General features: G+C 41.4%; 14 protein-coding genes. All 14 read left to right on the top strand.

Annotated elements, in window-relative coordinates; all coding sequences use genetic code 11:
• The first annotated feature begins 14 nt into the window (after window positions 1-14).
• On the top strand, window positions 15-1406 hold the full coding sequence (locus NH462_RS03895) for an oligosaccharide flippase family protein (protein ID WP_253104218.1): 1392 nt from the start codon (window positions 15-17) through the stop codon (window positions 1404-1406).
• A 2-nt stretch (window positions 1407-1408) separates the two neighbouring features.
• Entirely contained in the window at window positions 1409-2581 is a 1173-nt protein-coding gene (locus NH462_RS03900) for a glycosyltransferase (RefSeq protein WP_253104474.1), read from the top strand.
• Window positions 2578-4152, top strand: coding sequence for an asparagine synthetase B family protein (locus NH462_RS03905; protein WP_253104221.1), 1575 nt, complete (start codon window positions 2578-2580; stop codon window positions 4150-4152). The genes NH462_RS03900 and NH462_RS03905 overlap by 4 nt, the downstream gene beginning before the upstream one ends.
• 248 nt (window positions 4153-4400) lie before the next feature.
• A complete protein-coding gene (gene wecB / locus NH462_RS03910; RefSeq protein WP_045962977.1) occupies window positions 4401-5483 on the top strand; it encodes a UDP-N-acetylglucosamine 2-epimerase (non-hydrolyzing) in 1083 nt (360 codons plus the stop codon).
• A complete protein-coding gene (locus NH462_RS03915) occupies window positions 5483-6559 on the top strand; it encodes a glycosyltransferase (protein ID WP_253104224.1) in 1077 nt (358 codons plus the stop codon). Before wecB ends, NH462_RS03915 begins: the two co-directional genes overlap by 1 nt.
• Window positions 6560-6578: 19 nt before the next feature.
• On the top strand, window positions 6579-7352 hold the full coding sequence (locus tag NH462_RS03920; protein WP_253104227.1) for a WecB/TagA/CpsF family glycosyltransferase: 774 nt from the start codon (window positions 6579-6581) through the stop codon (window positions 7350-7352).
• A gap of 7 nt (window positions 7353-7359) precedes the next feature.
• On the top strand, window positions 7360-8640 hold the full coding sequence (gene tviB / locus NH462_RS03925; protein WP_253104230.1) for a Vi polysaccharide biosynthesis UDP-N-acetylglucosamine C-6 dehydrogenase TviB: 1281 nt from the start codon (window positions 7360-7362) through the stop codon (window positions 8638-8640).
• Between the two features lie 16 nt (window positions 8641-8656).
• The gene (locus tag NH462_RS03930) at window positions 8657-9604 is read left to right on the top strand and encodes a Gfo/Idh/MocA family oxidoreductase (protein ID WP_253104233.1); all 948 of its coding nucleotides are present in this window, start codon (window positions 8657-8659) and stop codon (window positions 9602-9604) included.
• Complete coding sequence (locus NH462_RS03935; protein WP_045962981.1) at window positions 9604-10182, top strand: acyltransferase; 579 nt, start codon at window positions 9604-9606, stop codon at window positions 10180-10182. Before NH462_RS03930 ends, NH462_RS03935 begins: the two co-directional genes overlap by 1 nt.
• Window positions 10183-10194: 12 nt before the next feature.
• Window positions 10195-11277: a DegT/DnrJ/EryC1/StrS family aminotransferase gene (locus NH462_RS03940; protein ID WP_253104236.1), complete on the top strand. Its 1083-nt coding sequence runs from the start codon at window positions 10195-10197 to the stop codon at window positions 11275-11277.
• 24 nt (window positions 11278-11301) lie between these two features.
• Window positions 11302-12231, top strand: coding sequence for a glycosyltransferase family A protein (locus NH462_RS03945; protein ID WP_253104239.1), 930 nt, complete (start codon window positions 11302-11304; stop codon window positions 12229-12231).
• Between the two features lie 2 nt (window positions 12232-12233).
• Entirely contained in the window at window positions 12234-13385 is a 1152-nt protein-coding gene (locus NH462_RS03950) for a hypothetical protein (protein WP_253104242.1), read from the top strand.
• Window positions 13386-13437: 52 nt separating this feature from the next.
• Window positions 13438-14604, top strand: coding sequence for a nucleotide sugar dehydrogenase (locus tag NH462_RS03955; protein WP_253104245.1), 1167 nt, complete (start codon window positions 13438-13440; stop codon window positions 14602-14604).
• A 75-nt stretch (window positions 14605-14679) separates the two neighbouring features.
• Entirely contained in the window at window positions 14680-15159 is a 480-nt protein-coding gene (gene rfaH / locus NH462_RS03960; RefSeq protein WP_253104248.1) for a transcription/translation regulatory transformer protein RfaH, read from the top strand.
• Window positions 15160-15838 lie beyond the last annotated feature (679 nt).

Raw genomic sequence — 15838 nt, forward strand, 5'->3', positions numbered from 1 at the left:
TAAAAGATACGCGCTTGGCCACAAATAACTTTTTAAAAAATATCCTAACTCTTGTTTCGGGCACTGCTTCGGCGCAACTCATTTTGTTACTGATCTCGCCTGTTTTGACACGACTCTATAGTGCGCAGCAGTTTGGTAACTTCGGTGTGTTCGTCAGTATTATCACTATACTTTTAGTACTCGTCAGCTTGAAGTATGAGCTCGCGCTTCCCCTTGTAAAACAACATTCAATTGCTAAGGTGCTACTACACCTCTGCTTTATCTTGATCATATTGAGCTGCACAGTGGTTGCAGTTGTTGTCTATGCATTTGATTCATGGTTGGTAGAGCATCTCAATCTATCGCTAAATAAAAGTGAGCTTTATCTTATCCCTGTTGCGCTATTTGCTTGTGGTTGTTATCAACTTTTGCATTTTTACGCGATTAAAACAGAATCTTTTCGGGTGTTAAGTGTGTCAAAAGTGACGCAGTCTGTGATTATAGCAATAGCGCAAGTTGGACTTTCGTTGTGGACGGTTTTTGGTTTAGTGCTTGGGCATACTTTCGGGTTTATTGCATCGACTTTGATGTTTTTATTACAAAAGCGAGATACGTTACACTTTAACGGCTACAACCCAAAACGGTTGCTAGCGGTTGCTAAACGCTTTAAAAACTTTCCTAAGTATACGCTTTGGGCCTCATTAGCTAATACCTCAAGTACGATGTTGCCTGTAGTACTGTTCTCCGGCTACTACTCTGCGGCACTTGTTGGGCTCTACATTTTGGCACATAGAATGTTATTTGCACCTGTAACGCTCATCGGAAATGCGGTTGGAAATGTCTTTATGTCAAACGCCAAACATTATTTAGTTGCTGGAACGTTGGCAAAAAATACCCTAGATATTCATAATCGCCTGATACTGATTGCTATGCCTATTATGGCCTTAACTTTGCCGTTTTTACCTGAGATATTCGCAGTGGTTTTCGGGGAAAAGTGGACTGAAGCGGGGGAGATTGCTCAGTTTATTGCTATATGGATTTACTTTGTATTTACTGCGTCTCCAATTAGTACCGTTTTGGTTGCAATGGAAAAGCAAAAGCTAGCGGCTTATTTCGATTTTGGTTCTTGTATCGTTCGTCTGGGTAGCGTAGTGCTGTTATCTTCCATGGCTTTTAAAGATGCAATTATGTACTTTTCAATTATCAATGCACTTGTAGTAAGTGCCTTCATCTTATTGGTTTTTTCTCAGCTCAATATTTCGATAGTAGACTTGATTGCGCCGCATTTAAAAGCGTTTGCTGTTTTATGTTTGCCAAGTTTTGTGATTATTCGTTTACTTGCCGAGCAAAGTGATTTCATTGGTTTTCTCAGTGCAATGTTTGTCGTGTTGCCATTAACATTACTGATGATAAGGAAAAAGATTTGAAAGTGCTCGTTTTACCTTCTTGGTATCCACCGTACAAAGGGGAGTTTATTCAGCAACAGGCGGAAGCGCTGGCTGAACAGGGACATGATGTCATAGTGCAAAGCGTAGAGCGTGTTTCACCAAGAGAGCTACTGCGATGGTTGAGTGCTTGGTGTTGGTTGTTTTCCGGTCGTTATACGTTATCGCAAGAAGGTCCGTTGACTGTCGCACGGGCGCCATTACCTGGTATTCCAAAGTTTTATGCATTATATGCTGAGCTGTTTGCATTTAAATCTAAGCAGTTATTTAAACGTTACAAAAAGGCGATGCAGTACCAGCCAGATGTGATCCACGCACATAGTTTAATATGGGCCGGATATGCAGCGAGCAAAATCGCCAAAATGTTTCCGGTTAATTATGTGGTCACAGAGCATCGAGGGAGATTTATTAATAATCAGTACGTAAATGAGAGTGAAAAAAAGGAAATGTCACTGGTGCAGGTTAAAAAAGCGCTGCAAGGGGCAAGTAAAGTCCTATGCGTCTCATCTAAGCTTATTCCTTACCTACAGAAAGTGTGTCCTGAGGCTCAGCTTGAAGTGCTTGCCAACATGGTAGATGTGGATCGTTTTACAATGAAACGTTCAACAGTACACCAAGCTTGTCAGTTTATCTGTGTTGCGCATGTTACGCCCCTAAAAGGTCATGAAACTTTGCTTCAAGCCTTCGCGAGCTTAGCATCCAAAGATAAAGATGTCTCATTAACGATAGTTGGTGATGGTTGGTATTTAAACCGAGTCAAAGAGTTGGCTGTAGAGTTGAACCTAGAGAACCGAGTCAACTTTACGGGTAACTTGACGGCGAGTGAGGTTGTGAATGCGCTTCAGCAGGCAGATGTTTTTGTTCTTCCAAGTCAATACGAGGCCTTTGGGGTGGTATATATCGAAGCAATGAGTGCAGGCTTACCGGTTATCGCCACGAATACTGGTGGGGCTGTGGACTTTGTAAATAAAGAAAATGGCATTTTGGTTGAACCAAATAATATCGAGTTACTTGCAAATACGATGCAGTATATGAGGGATAACAGAGCACAATACTGCAGCCAAACTATTGCAAAGCAAACTAAGCAGCGTTTCTCAACTGTTCACATTGCCAGTCAACTTAGTAAGCACTTACAGAGAGTATCGGAAGTCAAATGATGTATAGCGTAATAACAAACCATGTAAAAGCATTTGATGTCCTCGGAAGTCCCTACTTAGAGCAAAAAGGGCTCGATAGTAGTGAGTTTGGTCGTGAGCTTTTCGAACGACACTCCCTTTCTTCATTATCTGGCTTTTTTGCATTGCTCAGCCATGAAGATGAGTTTGTGAGGCTTGTAGTTGATAGAGTCCGCTCGATTCCATTATTTTATACAGTAATAAATGACAAAATATTGTTCTCCTCTGATTATGCTTGGCTGCATTCGGAGTTACAGCAAAATGAAGAGTGTGAGCAGGGCAAGGCTGAGTTCGCATTAACTGGCTATGTGTGTGCAGATAGAACGCTATCTAAGCAAATAAAGCAAGTTGAGGCGGGCCAAGAAGTCATCATTTGTAAGCGCACTGGGAAAGTTAGTAAATCAAACTATTTCCTATTCCAACATCATGAGCCTGAGGTTCAGGCTGAGTCTCTATATGTTGAACAGTTAGACATGGCTGTGAGGGCTGTATTCAAACGGCTTATAGAATTTGCCGCTGGACGCCAAATTGTGCTGCCGCTTTCTGGTGGGTTTGACTCTCGACTCATCGCTTCAACGATAAAACAGCTTGGCTATCAAAATGTCGTCTGTTTTTCCTATGGCTTAACAGGAAATAAAGAAGCAACGCTGAGCAAGCAAATTGCTACTGGGCTGGGCTTTCAATGGTACTTTGTTGAGTATAACGAAGATAAATGGCGCAATGCTTGGTTTAGTGACGAAGCCGATGAGTTTCGAGAGATGGCCTCTAATGGTGTGTCTTTACCACATATACAGGATTGGTTGGCGGTCAGAGAATTAAAAGACAAACAGTTAATTTCAAGCGATGCCGTTTTTGTACCTGGCCACAGTGGCGATTTTGTCGCAGGCTCTCATATCCCAGACATTGTTTTTGAACAACAGCAGTTCTCAAAGTCTGACCTAACCTCACAATTGCTCACGGATCACTATAAGAATGTGCCAAGGCGACTTATTGAAACGCAGACATTTAATCGAATAAAGGTAAGCCTGCAGCAGCAATTATCAGATGGCGATGTTCTTAATGCAGAAGCGTTTGCAAATCAATATGAACTTTGGGATTGGCGAGAAAGACAGGCAAAATACATTATCAATTCGGTTCGTGTGTACGAGTTTTTTGGCATGCAGTGGTGGTTGCCCTTATGGGATAAGGAGTTTGTTGAGTTTTGGTGTGAAATGCCACTGCAATACAGGAAAAAACGCCTTTGGTATAACGCCTATGTTGCTGACAGATTCAAATCTGTAGTTGGCGCCCAAAGTGAAATAGCGGATAAAAATGCGGCGGATTTCAGCTTTGCTCGTAAGTTAGCGCATAGGCTTTATCGAGTGATGCCTACACCGCTCAAACAGTTTATCTATGGTAAAAAACTCAGAAAAGACTTTGATAATCACTTTTTGGCATTTGGGGCGTTACTTTCTGATGAGCAAAAAGATGCATATGCCAAGTTTGGTTACACTATGATTGGAGTTTATTCCTTACTGTTCTTACAATCGCGCTGGGGAAATAAAGAGAGCTAGCAGAAAGTATTGTTGATTGCATTCTTTAACAGTTTTATTTCTGATACATGTTATATTCGCTCAACTTTATAAGCAGATTGTGACTTTTGTAGGCAATTAACAGCCTACCGGTTGTATCATTGCTTGGTAATAAGGTAAAATCCGTCGGTTCACGGGCTGTGTAAAACGCGGTTTTGTAGGAAAAGTAGAAGGCCTTATGAAATAGGTCTCCTACGAGGAATATTCTCAACTAATTTGGCTACATATTTATGAAAGTTGTAACAGTAATTGGGGCAAGGCCGCAATTTGTCAAAGCCGCTACATTTAGTCGCGCAGTCAGAGAGCACAATCAAACCAGCCAAAAAGCAGTGCAAGAAGTGATAGTTCATACGGGGCAACATTACGACGCCAATATGAGCGATATCTTTTTTGAAGAGATGCAAATTCCCAAGCCAGATTACAGCCTCGGAATTGGTGGTGGCACCCATGGGCAAATGACCGGCCGTCAGTTGGAAGAGATTGAGAAGGTACTATTAGAAGAAAAGCCTGACTGGGTTTTGGTTTATGGTGATACCAATTCGACACTAGCTGGTGCATTAGCTGCAGCAAAGCTTCATATTCCGGTTGCTCACGTTGAAGCTGGGCTACGTAGTTTTAATATGAGGATGCCTGAAGAGATTAATCGCATCCTAACTGACCAAATCAGCAAAATTCTATTCTGTCCTACAGATACCGCTGTGCAAAACTTAGTACGAGAAGGTTTTAAAGACAAAAGCTGTCAGGTACGCAATGTCGGTGATGTGATGCTTGATGCTGCTAGTTTCTATACACAAAGTGCAAAGCGGCCAGCTATCCCAGAATATGACAGTTTCTATCTGTGTACAATCCACCGAGCAGAAAACACCGATGATGAAAATCGTCTCAAAAGCATCATTACAGCACTAAATGAATTATCGGAAACTCAACCTGTTATTTGCCCTATTCACCCTAGAACACAAAAATTAGCTGAATGCTTGGGTCTTGAGATTAAGTTTGACGTGATACCGCCGGTGAGTTATTTCGAAATGGTATGGCTGTTAGAGCATTGCGAGATAGTACTAACGGATAGTGGTGGCCTTCAAAAAGAAGCGTATTTTTTCTCAAAGCCATGTATTACAATGCGAGATCAAACTGAGTGGGTTGAACTGGTTAATACAGGCGTGAATCAACTAGTTGGTGCTGATAAACAGGCAATTTTAAATGCGGTTGACGCTGCAAAAACAACGAACTTTGCTCAAGCTGAGAGCTTATATGGTAATGGTGAAGCCGCGAAGGCGATATTGGCAGCTCTTCTGGAGTTTGAAAGCGCCTAATGAAACATCAGTTTGAATATATCGCTTTTGTAGATGCCGAGAAGACGCCCGGTGTCGCGAAGAAAATAGAGAGTACAGTTGCTTCTGCGCAAAAGTTGGGCTTGAATGCCAAGTCTACATTGCTTGCGCCAACGATGTCGGGAGCGTGGGGGTTTATCAAGGCCCTGTTGAGCACCAACACAGAAGTATTGTTTGTTCGTTTTTCTAGTTTATTGTTTCCATTTTTGTTTTTTCCTTTTTTGCTCGCGCGACTAAGAGGAACAAAAATAGTAGTGGATGTGCCAACACCACGAAAGTCGGTGCTGGTAGAGCTTAAAACATCAGAGCCAAGAACGCTTGTAAGAATGTTTAAACAGAGTATCTCATTACTTTCTGCCAGTTGGGTACTAATGCCTGCAAATCTAATAGTGCAATATGCGCAAGAATCTGCATGGTATTTATTCGGCGTTAAGCATAAAACACTTAAAATTGGTAACGGTATTAATATACCTGAAGATTTGCCAGTCGCACTGTCATCCTGGCAAGCCGATGATACCTTGAATTTAATTGCGGTAGCGCAACTCGCAGATTGGCATGGGTATGATAGATTGTTGAAAGCAATCGCAGAGTTAGCAAATAAACCTGATGCGCCGAAAGTCAGTTTGACTATTGTAGGCGAAGGGGAAGCGTTTCAACCTTTGAAGAAACTGGCAAAATCATTAAAAATTGACTCGCAAGTTGAGTTTACGGGATTTTTATCGGGCGCTAGGTTAGATGCACAGTTTAACAATGCACATATAGGCATTGCGAGTCTTGGCTTGTATCGCATTGGGCTTGATGAAGCTTCAGTGTTGAAAGCCAGAGAGTATGTGGCAAGAGGGTTAAGTGTTATTGGTGCTGCCAATGATCCAGACTTCCCCGCGAATTCTGATATTCGCTTGATGGTGAGTAATAGTGATAGCACGAATGACATCACGACGCTGATTTGTGAGTTACCGACTAAAACACTAATGTCACCAAGTGAGTTAAGAAAGTATGCGGAAGAAAACCTGAGCATGGAGAGTAAGCTCAAGCGTATTTTAGATAAGTTAAATTAACAGATAGTGTAGGCGTAATTTGATTCATTCAAAAGTGTTAGATAACAAACTGTCCTCTAAAACAGTATTTGATAAATTATTAGATGAGAGTACAAAAGGGCTGTCGCGTAGTATCGCTGTGACTTTTGTAAATCCATTTTCATACTCTCTATTGAGTAAAAATGCTCGCCTATTATCGGGACTGGACGTTATTTTTTCAGATGGTTCGTTGCATACAAAATTACATAACACTTTTAACCAAAATAAAATTCAGCGATTAAGCTTCGATTTTTCTTCGATAGCAGTCGATGTTTTACGCTTTGCCAATCAAACAGGAAAACGCATCGCCTTTATTGGCGCAAAACCGACCTTAGTTGATGTCGCCGTCAAAAATTACGTCAGCATGTTTCCAGACCTCAATGTCGTTTATAAGCATCATGGTTATGTAAATGATGCGGCACTTAAGTCACAAGTCATCGCTGATCTTAATCAGCAGCAGCCAGAAATTATTGTTTGTGGCATGGGGACTCCAAAGCAAGATGAATTTATTGTTGAATTAAAAAATGCTTTAGATACTCCTGCGTTACTGTTCACTTGTGGCGGATTTATTGAGCAGTCAGCAATTAAAGCTGACTATTATCACCCTTTAGTAAAAAAACTTGGATTACGTTGGTTGCAAAGAGCGGTATTGCACAAGCATGTTCGTCAAAGGCTTGTAAAAGAATACCCAAAGTTTGTTGTTAGCTATCTGCGCGCACAAATGAAAAATAAACGCACTCAGTCAATCGAAGAAGCCAACCCTCGCGAGAAATAGGAAAAGTATGTTTTCTCCTTCACCAACAAAAAAAATAGGCATTATTGGCCTTGGTTATGTAGGTCTGCCGTTAGCAGCTGAATTTGGTAAATATTTTGACGTTGTTGGGTTTGACATCAATAAACGTCGAATTGAGCAATTACGTGACGGGTTTGATGCAACGTTAGAAGTGAATAAGACACAACTAACTGAAGCGGCTAAGCTTTCTTACTCCTGTGACGAAAATGACTTAACCTCATGTAACATTTTTATCGTTACTGTGCCTACGCCGATTGATGATACACATGCACCGGATCTTAATCCTCTTCGTAAAGCGTCGGAATTGGTGGCTCGTCATATCAGCAGTAACGACATCGTCATTTTCGAAAGCACAGTATATCCAGGCGCAACAGAAGAAGTCTGTATTCCTATCATTGAGAAGATCTCAGGCCTTAAGTTTAATCAAGACTTCTTTGCTGGATATTCACCAGAGCGGATCAATCCAGGTGACAAAGTTAATACTTTAACAAAGATTACTAAGATCACTTCAGGTTCGACACCTGAGGTCGCCGACTTTATCGACGAGATGTACCGCTCAATTATCACCGTGGGTACGCATAAAGCATCTTCAATTAAGGTTGCAGAAGCTGCGAAAGTGATAGAGAACACCCAGCGTGACTTAAACATTGCTGTGATTAACGAGTTTGCAAAAATATTCAATCGCTTGAATATTGATACGGAAGAAGTACTAAACGCAGCTGGCACAAAGTGGAACTTTTTGAAATTTAAGCCTGGACTGGTCGGCGGTCACTGTATCAGTGTCGACCCTTATTATCTGACTTTTAAAGCTGAAGAAGTTGGTTATCGTCCAGAGGTCATACTTGCCGGACGTCGCATCAATGATGGTATGGGCGAATACGTCGCGACACAGCTAGTTAAGAAGCTTTCAAGCCGTAAAATTCATATAGATGAAGCTAAAGTACTCGTACTTGGGTTTACCTTTAAGGGCGACTGCCCTGACGTGAGAAACACTAAAATCATTGACGTAGTGCGTGAACTTCAAGATTTCAATATGTCAGTTGATGTCTACGATGGCTGGGCGAGTGCAGAAGAAGTAGACAAAGAATACGGTATACAACTTGTCAATCAGATACAGCACGGTCAATACGATGGTATTATCCTCGCGGTCGATCACTCTGAGTTTAAAGAGTGGGGCGTGGAAAAGATCAGAGCATTCGGTAAAGAAGATCATGTTTTATACGATGTTAAACATGTGTTAAACCCACAAGATGCAGACATAAGGCTATAACAGAGCAATGGAAAAGATGAAGAATTTCGCATTAATTGGTGCGGCGGGTTATATCGCACCTCGTCATATGAAAGCCATTAAAGAAACTGGTAATCTGCTGTCGGTTGCCTATGACATCAATGATTCTGTGGGTATCATCGATAGTATTTCACCGCAAAGTGAGTTTTTCACAGAGTTTGAGTGCTTCTATGACCATGCACATCGATTGAAGCGCGATGAAGCGACTAAGCTTGACTATGTTTCTGTTTGCTCACCTAACTATCTACACCACTCGCACATTACCGCTGGTCTGCGTTTGGGCTGTGATGTGATATGCGAAAAGCCTTTAGTACCGACGCTCGCTGAACTTGATGACCTAATTCAGGTTGAGCAAGAAACCGGCAAGAGAGTATTCAACATATTACAGCTAAGACATCACCAAGCTATCTTAGATCTGAAAGATAAAGTCGCAAGTTCGTCAAATACCGACAAGCATGAAGTGGAGTTAACATACATTACTTCTCGTGGTAAGTGGTACATGCAAAGCTGGAAAGGCGATCCTAGAAAGTCTTTTGGCGTGGCGACGAATATCGGTGTTCACTTTTTTGACATGCTGCACTTTATTTTTGGTGACTTACAGCGCAACGAATTGCATTTCATGAACAATGACAAAGCGGCTGGTTATTTAGAGTATGAAAATGCCAGAGTAAAATGGTTTTTGTCTATTGATGCTGAAGATTTACCAGAAGTCGTTAAAGGTAAGCAACCGACTTATCGCTCAATCACTTGTGATGGTGAAGAGCTAGAGTTTTCGGGCGGCTTTACCGATCTTCATACTGTTTCTTATCAAGAAATTTTAGCTGGCAGAGGCTATGGCTTAGAAGACGCACGTCACTGTATCGAAACCGTAAATGCAATCCGTCAAGGTAAAGTGCATATCGAATCACAAGCGGATGTTCATCCGTTTTTACTAGGTAAGCTCTAATGGCCTACCAAAAACATGAAAGCGCGATTGTGGATGACGGTGCTCAGATAGGTGAAGGCTCTCGAGTTTGGCATTTTGCACATGTTTGTGGCGGAGCCAAAATTGGAGCCGGCTGTTCGCTCGGACAAAATGTTTTTGTCGGTAATAAAGTAGAGATTGGTAATAACGTTAAAATCCAGAACAATGTGTCAGTGTATGACAACGTTTATCTAGAAGACGATGTATTTTGTGGTCCGAGCATGGTATTCACCAACGTCTATAATCCGAGGTCGTTTATAGAGCGCAAAACTGAATACCGAGATACTCGCGTTCAGCAAGGCGCAACGCTTGGTGCAAATTGCACAATCGTGTGTGGCGTTACAATCGGCTCGTATGCGTTGATTGGTGCCGGCGCTGTAGTTAATAAAGACGTTCCCCCTTTTGCGCTTATGGTCGGAGTACCAGCGAAGCAAATCGGTTGGATCAGTAAATATGGCGAGCAATTAGACTTGCCCCTTGAAGGTGAAGGTCGTTGTGTTTGTCCGCATACTGGCGAGCAGTATGTACTAAACGGAAACCAACTTAGTCATCAATTTTAATGGAATGATGTAATGCAATTTATCGACTTAGCTGCACAGTATCAGCATTTAAAAACAAAAATAGATACACGGATCGCAGCGGTATTAGAACATGGTCAGTACATTATGGGGCCAGAAGTACAAGAGCTAGAAGCCGCATTGTCTGATTATGTAGGTGTAAAGCATACTATCACCTGTGCTAACGGTACTGACGCGCTGTCTTTAGCTCTAATGGCATTAGGTGTAAAGGCTGGAGACGCCGTCTTTTGTCCAACTTTTACATTTTTCGCTTCTGCTGAGACTATCGCTTTTGCGGGGGCGACTCCTGTATTTGTCGATTCTGATGCAAAAACATTCAATATTTGTCCAATCGATCTTGAAAACCGAATTAAGCAGGTAATAGACGCTGGTGAATTGACACCTAAAGTGATTATGGCTGTGGACTTATTCGGCTTGCCTGCTGATTATCCTGCGATTAAAGAAATTGCGGATAAATATCAACTAAAGATTATTGAAGATGCAGCGCAAGGGTTTGGTGGTGAGATTGATGGCAAACGTGCAGGCTCTTTTGCCGATATAGCTACAACCAGCTTTTTCCCTGCTAAGCCATTAGGATGCTATGGTGATGGTGGGGCGCTATTTACCGATAACGATGAATATGCTGCATTATTACAATCATTACGAGTGCATGGTAAAGGTAAAGACAAATACGATAATGTTCGCATCGGCATGAATAGCCGATTAGATACAATTCAAGCAGCTATTTTATTGGAGAAGCTTGCTGCTTTTCCTACCGAATTGGAGAATCGTAACTGCGCCGCCAAGAACTATACCAATGATCTTCAGTCGCAGTTTGTTACGCCTTTTGTGCCTGAGGGATATTTAAGTTCATGGGCGCAATACACTATCCAAGTAGATAATCGTGAACAGGTAATGCAATCATATAAAGAACAAGGCATTCCGACCATGATTTACTATGGCACCTGTATGCATCAGCAAAGTGCTTTTGAGCATTTAGGTCATAAGGAAGGTGATTTTCCGATTGCTGAAAAACTGGCTAAGTCAGTACTGAGTCTGCCTATGCATGGATATTTATGCGCCGACAGTGCCGAATAATTTTGCTTGTGAGTGCTTAAAAGAATGAATATTTCTGTAGTTATTCCGCTTTTTAATAAAGCCGAATATATTGAACGAGCTGTTCATTCTGTACTATCTCAAAAACATCCAGCGAGTGAGATCATTGTCGTAGATGATGGCTCCACCGATGCTGGAGCGAGTGTAGTTGAGAAAATAAACAGTAGTAAGGTGAGATTATTACAGCAGGCTAACAAAGGCGTTTCTGCTGCAAGAAATGTTGGTGTTCGTGCTGCTAACGCTGAGTTCGTTGCATTCTTGGATGCTGATGATGTTTGGCATGAAGACTTTTTGTCTAATATTCAATCTCTTTATCAAACCTTTCCAGATGCACGTATTTTTTGTACTGGCTATGAGTTCAATACAGTGGAAGGGAAGCGAGCGGCCAAAAACCAACATTTAGTAGAAAATAGAGGGTTGCTGCAAGATTATTTTTTAGCGTGTTGTAATGCTGATTTACCAATAACTTCGTCGTCTGTTTGCATTGCAAAAGATAGCTTGCTAAAAGTCGGTGGGTTTAAAGAAGGATTAAGCCTAGGTGAAGATCAGGCCGTATGGGGTAGCGTTGCTTGTCAGTGGCCAATTGCTTATGACAAGTCTGTGTCTGTGATGTATGATTTAACGGCTTCTAGTGTTGGGCAGTCGCCGTCGGATTTTGAACAGCCATCTCCACATATTTTTGAATTTCAGCGTTTGCTGGATGATGGTATTGTGCCTACTGAGCTTATTGGAAGTGTTAAATACCTACAACATCTTACCGTGATGAGCAGTGTAAAAAGTAATTTACTCATTGGTAATCGCATGAAAGCATTAAAACTTCTGCTAACCCATCCTTTATTGCAATGGGATAGGTATCGCGTAGCTGCTTTTTTCTTACTAATAATGCCAAAGAGCTGGATCGCTCGTAGCTATATGGCTTTAAAGCATCGGAGATAAGCATGGTTAGAAAGCAGTTTCTGTTTTTCTTTCTAACATTAGCAATCATGAGTATTGGTATTATTGGTCAATACCATGTGCTGCCAACTAATGCTATTTTCGAATTGCTGGTTTTATGTACTTTTTTGTTTGTTGCTAAGCGCATGTGCCCAAGCGCATGGCTAGTGTTCAGTTGTAGCCTGCTTTATTTAATTATTACGTTAGCCTTAGCTAAGGCTCGCGGTATCCATCCTGTAGATTACTTTATTGCCTATAAAACTTTTTTTTATCTCGCTTTATTGTCATTTTTTTCCTCTAAAGTGTTATTCGAAGAAAAGCTACTGCGACGTTTTTGGCATATTCTTCTGCTACTATTTTTCATCAAGTATGTCATCTGGATTGGCCTTGGGCAAGAAGGTCGGCCAGGTATTTTTACCGAAAATAACTATGAAATTATGTTTGTATTGCTATTAGGGTGTGCAATATGGGGCTTTAATCGCTCTTTGTCATTATTCGACTGGATGGCATTAGGTATGGTTACTTTTCTTTCAGGTTCTCGTTCTGGTGTGATCTGCTTTCTTGCAATGTTCACCATTTTCTATATTAAGGATTTTGGTTGGAAGACCATCATTAAGTTGCTTGTTGTTGCTATAATTGCAGCCGGTGTCGCAGCAACCTTTATTAGTCGTTTGTCGGGCGGTGATATTGAAGCAATCGATAGGGTGGTTTTTTTCCAAGGCTTTTTGAAAGCGATCTCAAGTTGGGGGTGGCAAGAATATTTGATTGGTTCGCAAACACTTACAGCAATGCCCGAAAGTGTGTGCACAAGGCTGCAGTATTACCAATCACTATTTAGTGCAGGTAAGCCAGGAGTGTGTTACTCAGTTATATTACATACTTATCTCACTAGAGCGGTATTTGACCATGGCTTTTTAGGATTGTTATTTATCTTTTTGGCAGTGAATCAGCTACTCAAATTGAGCGATGTTTCGCCGCGAGCAAGACTTGCCTGCATCAGTATTTTATTTTTAAATGGAGCATCAGTCAGCTCGATGAATAGTGTATATGCTATTGTTGGACTGATTATTGTTATGACCGCGTTGTATCCGGAGCGGTTGAAATATTATGGTTCTTCAAGTGCAAAGTCAGCTAGAGAGCTAAATGCGTCCACTTAACTGTCATCTTCTTTACTTATAGTAAGCTGAGAGTTGAAAAGAGGCTAAAACTATGAAGATAACAGTTGTTGGTGCAGGTTATGTTGGGCTTTCCAACGCAATTCTTCTCGCGCAGCATAATCAAGTTACATTGCTAGATATAAACGAGTCCAAGGTGCGCTTGGTGAATGATAAGATTTCGCCTTTCTATGACCCTGAGATTTCAGAGTATCTGCTTTCGAAAGAGCTCGAATTAGTAGCCACAACATGTGCAAAGAGTGCTTTTGGTAACGCTGAGCTTGTTATAATCGCTACACCAACTGATTATGATCCAAAGACGAACTTTTTTAATACAAGTAGTGTAGAAAATGTAATCGGTGAATTGCTGTCTATCAATTCTCAGGCGAAGATCGTAATAAAGTCTACAGTTCCTGTGGGTTTCACTCGTAAAGCTAGGGAGCAGTTTAGCTATGAGAGTATTATATTTTCTCCTGAATTCTTAAGAGAAGGTAAAGCGCTCCACGATAATTTATATCCATCACGGATCATAATTGGTGCTAAATCAGAATATGCACAAGTTATAGCTAACCTTTTTCAACAGGGGGCATTAAAAGCGGATATAGATGTGCTTTTTAGTGGGTCAACAGAAGCCGAAGCGATCAAATTATTCTCGAACACTTATTTGGCGATGCGCGTAGCCTACTTTAATGAGTTAGATAGCTACGCAGAGTCTCATGGTTTAAACACAAAGCAAATTATCGAAGGGGTGTGCTTAGACCCAAGAATTGGTGATCATTATAATAACCCGTCTTTCGGATATGGCGGATATTGCCTACCTAAGGACACCAAGCAGCTACTAGCGAACTACAAAGACGTACCAAACAACATCATTCAAGCGATTGTTGATGCAAACACAACAAGAAAGGATTTTATCGCTGAGTCCATTCTAAAGCGTAATCCCAAAACTGTAGGGATTTATCGCCTGATCATGAAGGCAGGATCCGACAATTTTAGAGCCTCATCTATTCAAGGGGTGATGAAGCGCATAAAAGCGAAAGGTGTTGAAGTCGTTGTTTATGAGCCAGTACTGAAAGAGGCAACTTTCTTTAATTCGAGAGTAGAAAATAACCTAGATGTATTCAAACGTAGCTGTGATGTAATCATCTCTAATCGTATGGTCGAAGAGTTACAAGACGTTACCGAAAAAGTCTACACAAGAGACCTTTTTGGCAGTGACTAGGCTAGACCTAATTGAGAATATACGTATAATAGTAGGCCTAATTCGTTAGGCTTATTTTTTTAGGGAACGCAACGCATGGAATGCTGGTATTTGCTCTACTGTAAACCAAAACAAGAACACAGAGCACAGTCAAATCTTCAAAATCAAGGGATAGAGTCTTGCTTCCCAACTTTCGTAAAAAGAAAAACCTCTAGCTCAAAGGCGGTGAAGCAACCGCTGTTTCCACGATATTTATTTGTTAAGCTAGATCCACATTCTTCACACTTTTCTGCGGTAAAAAACACTCGCGGTGTTTCTGACTTTATTCGTTATGGTACCGATCTGCAAATGGTGCCAGATGAACTCGTCGCTCAACTAATGAATAAAAATGAAATCGCGGACGAGCTCGACCTTCAAGAAGGCGATTTGGTTCAGTTAACAGACGGCTGTTACAAAGACATTCACGCCATATATCAACAACCTGATGGAGAACTACGTAGCATTTTATTAATTAAACTGCTTAACCATTACGCACAAATCGTTGTTGATAACTGTACAATAAAAAAGGTACAATAAAAACTTCACCCTTTATTCTTATTTAATTGTTATAAAAAAGGTGTACTCTGGTTTGACTGTAAACTTCTTCACGTTGTTAGAGCGATTACATTCACATAGCGGAACGTTAGCAATTTTGTAGCCGTAATTTAAAAGCTCAAACCATTTCGTAGCAGCGACTTTATGTCGCGACAGAATGGTTCAGGCGCGGCTTTACGTCGCAAAGACATAAACACCTAGGGTCAATGTGGTAGTAGCGAGTTCACCTCGCGATCTTTTACGTAAACTAAAACCAGCATTTAGGAGCTGCAACCTAAGGGCGGAAGCGTGCTTAAATGCCGTAGCAGCGGCTTTACGCCGCGACAGAGTGGTTTTACGCCGCGAAGATATAAACACCTTGGGCCAATGTGGTAGGAGCGAGTTTACCTCGCGATCTTTTACCAAAACTAAAACCAGCATTTAGGAGCTACAACCTAAGGGTGGAAGCGTGTCTGAATGCCGTAGCAGCGACTTTATGTCGCGACAAAATGGTTCTAGTGCGGCTTTACGCCGCGAAGACATAAATACCTTAGGTCAATGTGGTAGGAGCGAGTTCACCTCGCGATCTCTTACTTAAACCGAAACCAGCATTAAGGAGCTACAACCTAAGGGCGGAAGCGTGCCTGAATGCCGTAGCAGCGGCTTTACGCCGCGAATACAT

Source organism: Pseudoalteromonas sp. OANN1, assembly GCF_024124685.1.
In the GTDB taxonomy this organism is placed as follows: domain Bacteria; phylum Pseudomonadota; class Gammaproteobacteria; order Enterobacterales; family Alteromonadaceae; genus Pseudoalteromonas; species Pseudoalteromonas piscicida.

Bases quoted from the DNA above. Each gene is read 5' to 3' on its own strand.
- rfaH (WP_253104248.1), top strand. From the start codon at position 14,680: ATGGAATGCTGGTATTTGCTCTACTGTAAACCAAAACAAGAACACAGA.
- NH462_RS03950 (WP_253104242.1), top strand. From the start codon at position 12,234: ATGGTTAGAAAGCAGTTTCTGTTTTTCTTTCTAACATTAGCAATCATG.
- NH462_RS03935 (WP_045962981.1), top strand. From the start codon at position 9,604: ATGGCCTACCAAAAACATGAAAGCGCGATTGTGGATGACGGTGCTCAG.
- tviB (WP_253104230.1), top strand. From the start codon at position 7,360: ATGTTTTCTCCTTCACCAACAAAAAAAATAGGCATTATTGGCCTTGGT.
- NH462_RS03915 (WP_253104224.1), top strand. From the start codon at position 5,483: ATGAAACATCAGTTTGAATATATCGCTTTTGTAGATGCCGAGAAGACG.
- NH462_RS03940 (WP_253104236.1), top strand. From the start codon at position 10,195: ATGCAATTTATCGACTTAGCTGCACAGTATCAGCATTTAAAAACAAAA.
- NH462_RS03945 (WP_253104239.1), top strand. From the start codon at position 11,302: ATGAATATTTCTGTAGTTATTCCGCTTTTTAATAAAGCCGAATATATT.
- NH462_RS03930 (WP_253104233.1), top strand. From the start codon at position 8,657: ATGAAGAATTTCGCATTAATTGGTGCGGCGGGTTATATCGCACCTCGT.
- NH462_RS03905 (WP_253104221.1), top strand. From the start codon at position 2,578: ATGATGTATAGCGTAATAACAAACCATGTAAAAGCATTTGATGTCCTC.
- wecB (WP_045962977.1), top strand. From the start codon at position 4,401: ATGAAAGTTGTAACAGTAATTGGGGCAAGGCCGCAATTTGTCAAAGCC.
- NH462_RS03955 (WP_253104245.1), top strand. From the start codon at position 13,438: ATGAAGATAACAGTTGTTGGTGCAGGTTATGTTGGGCTTTCCAACGCA.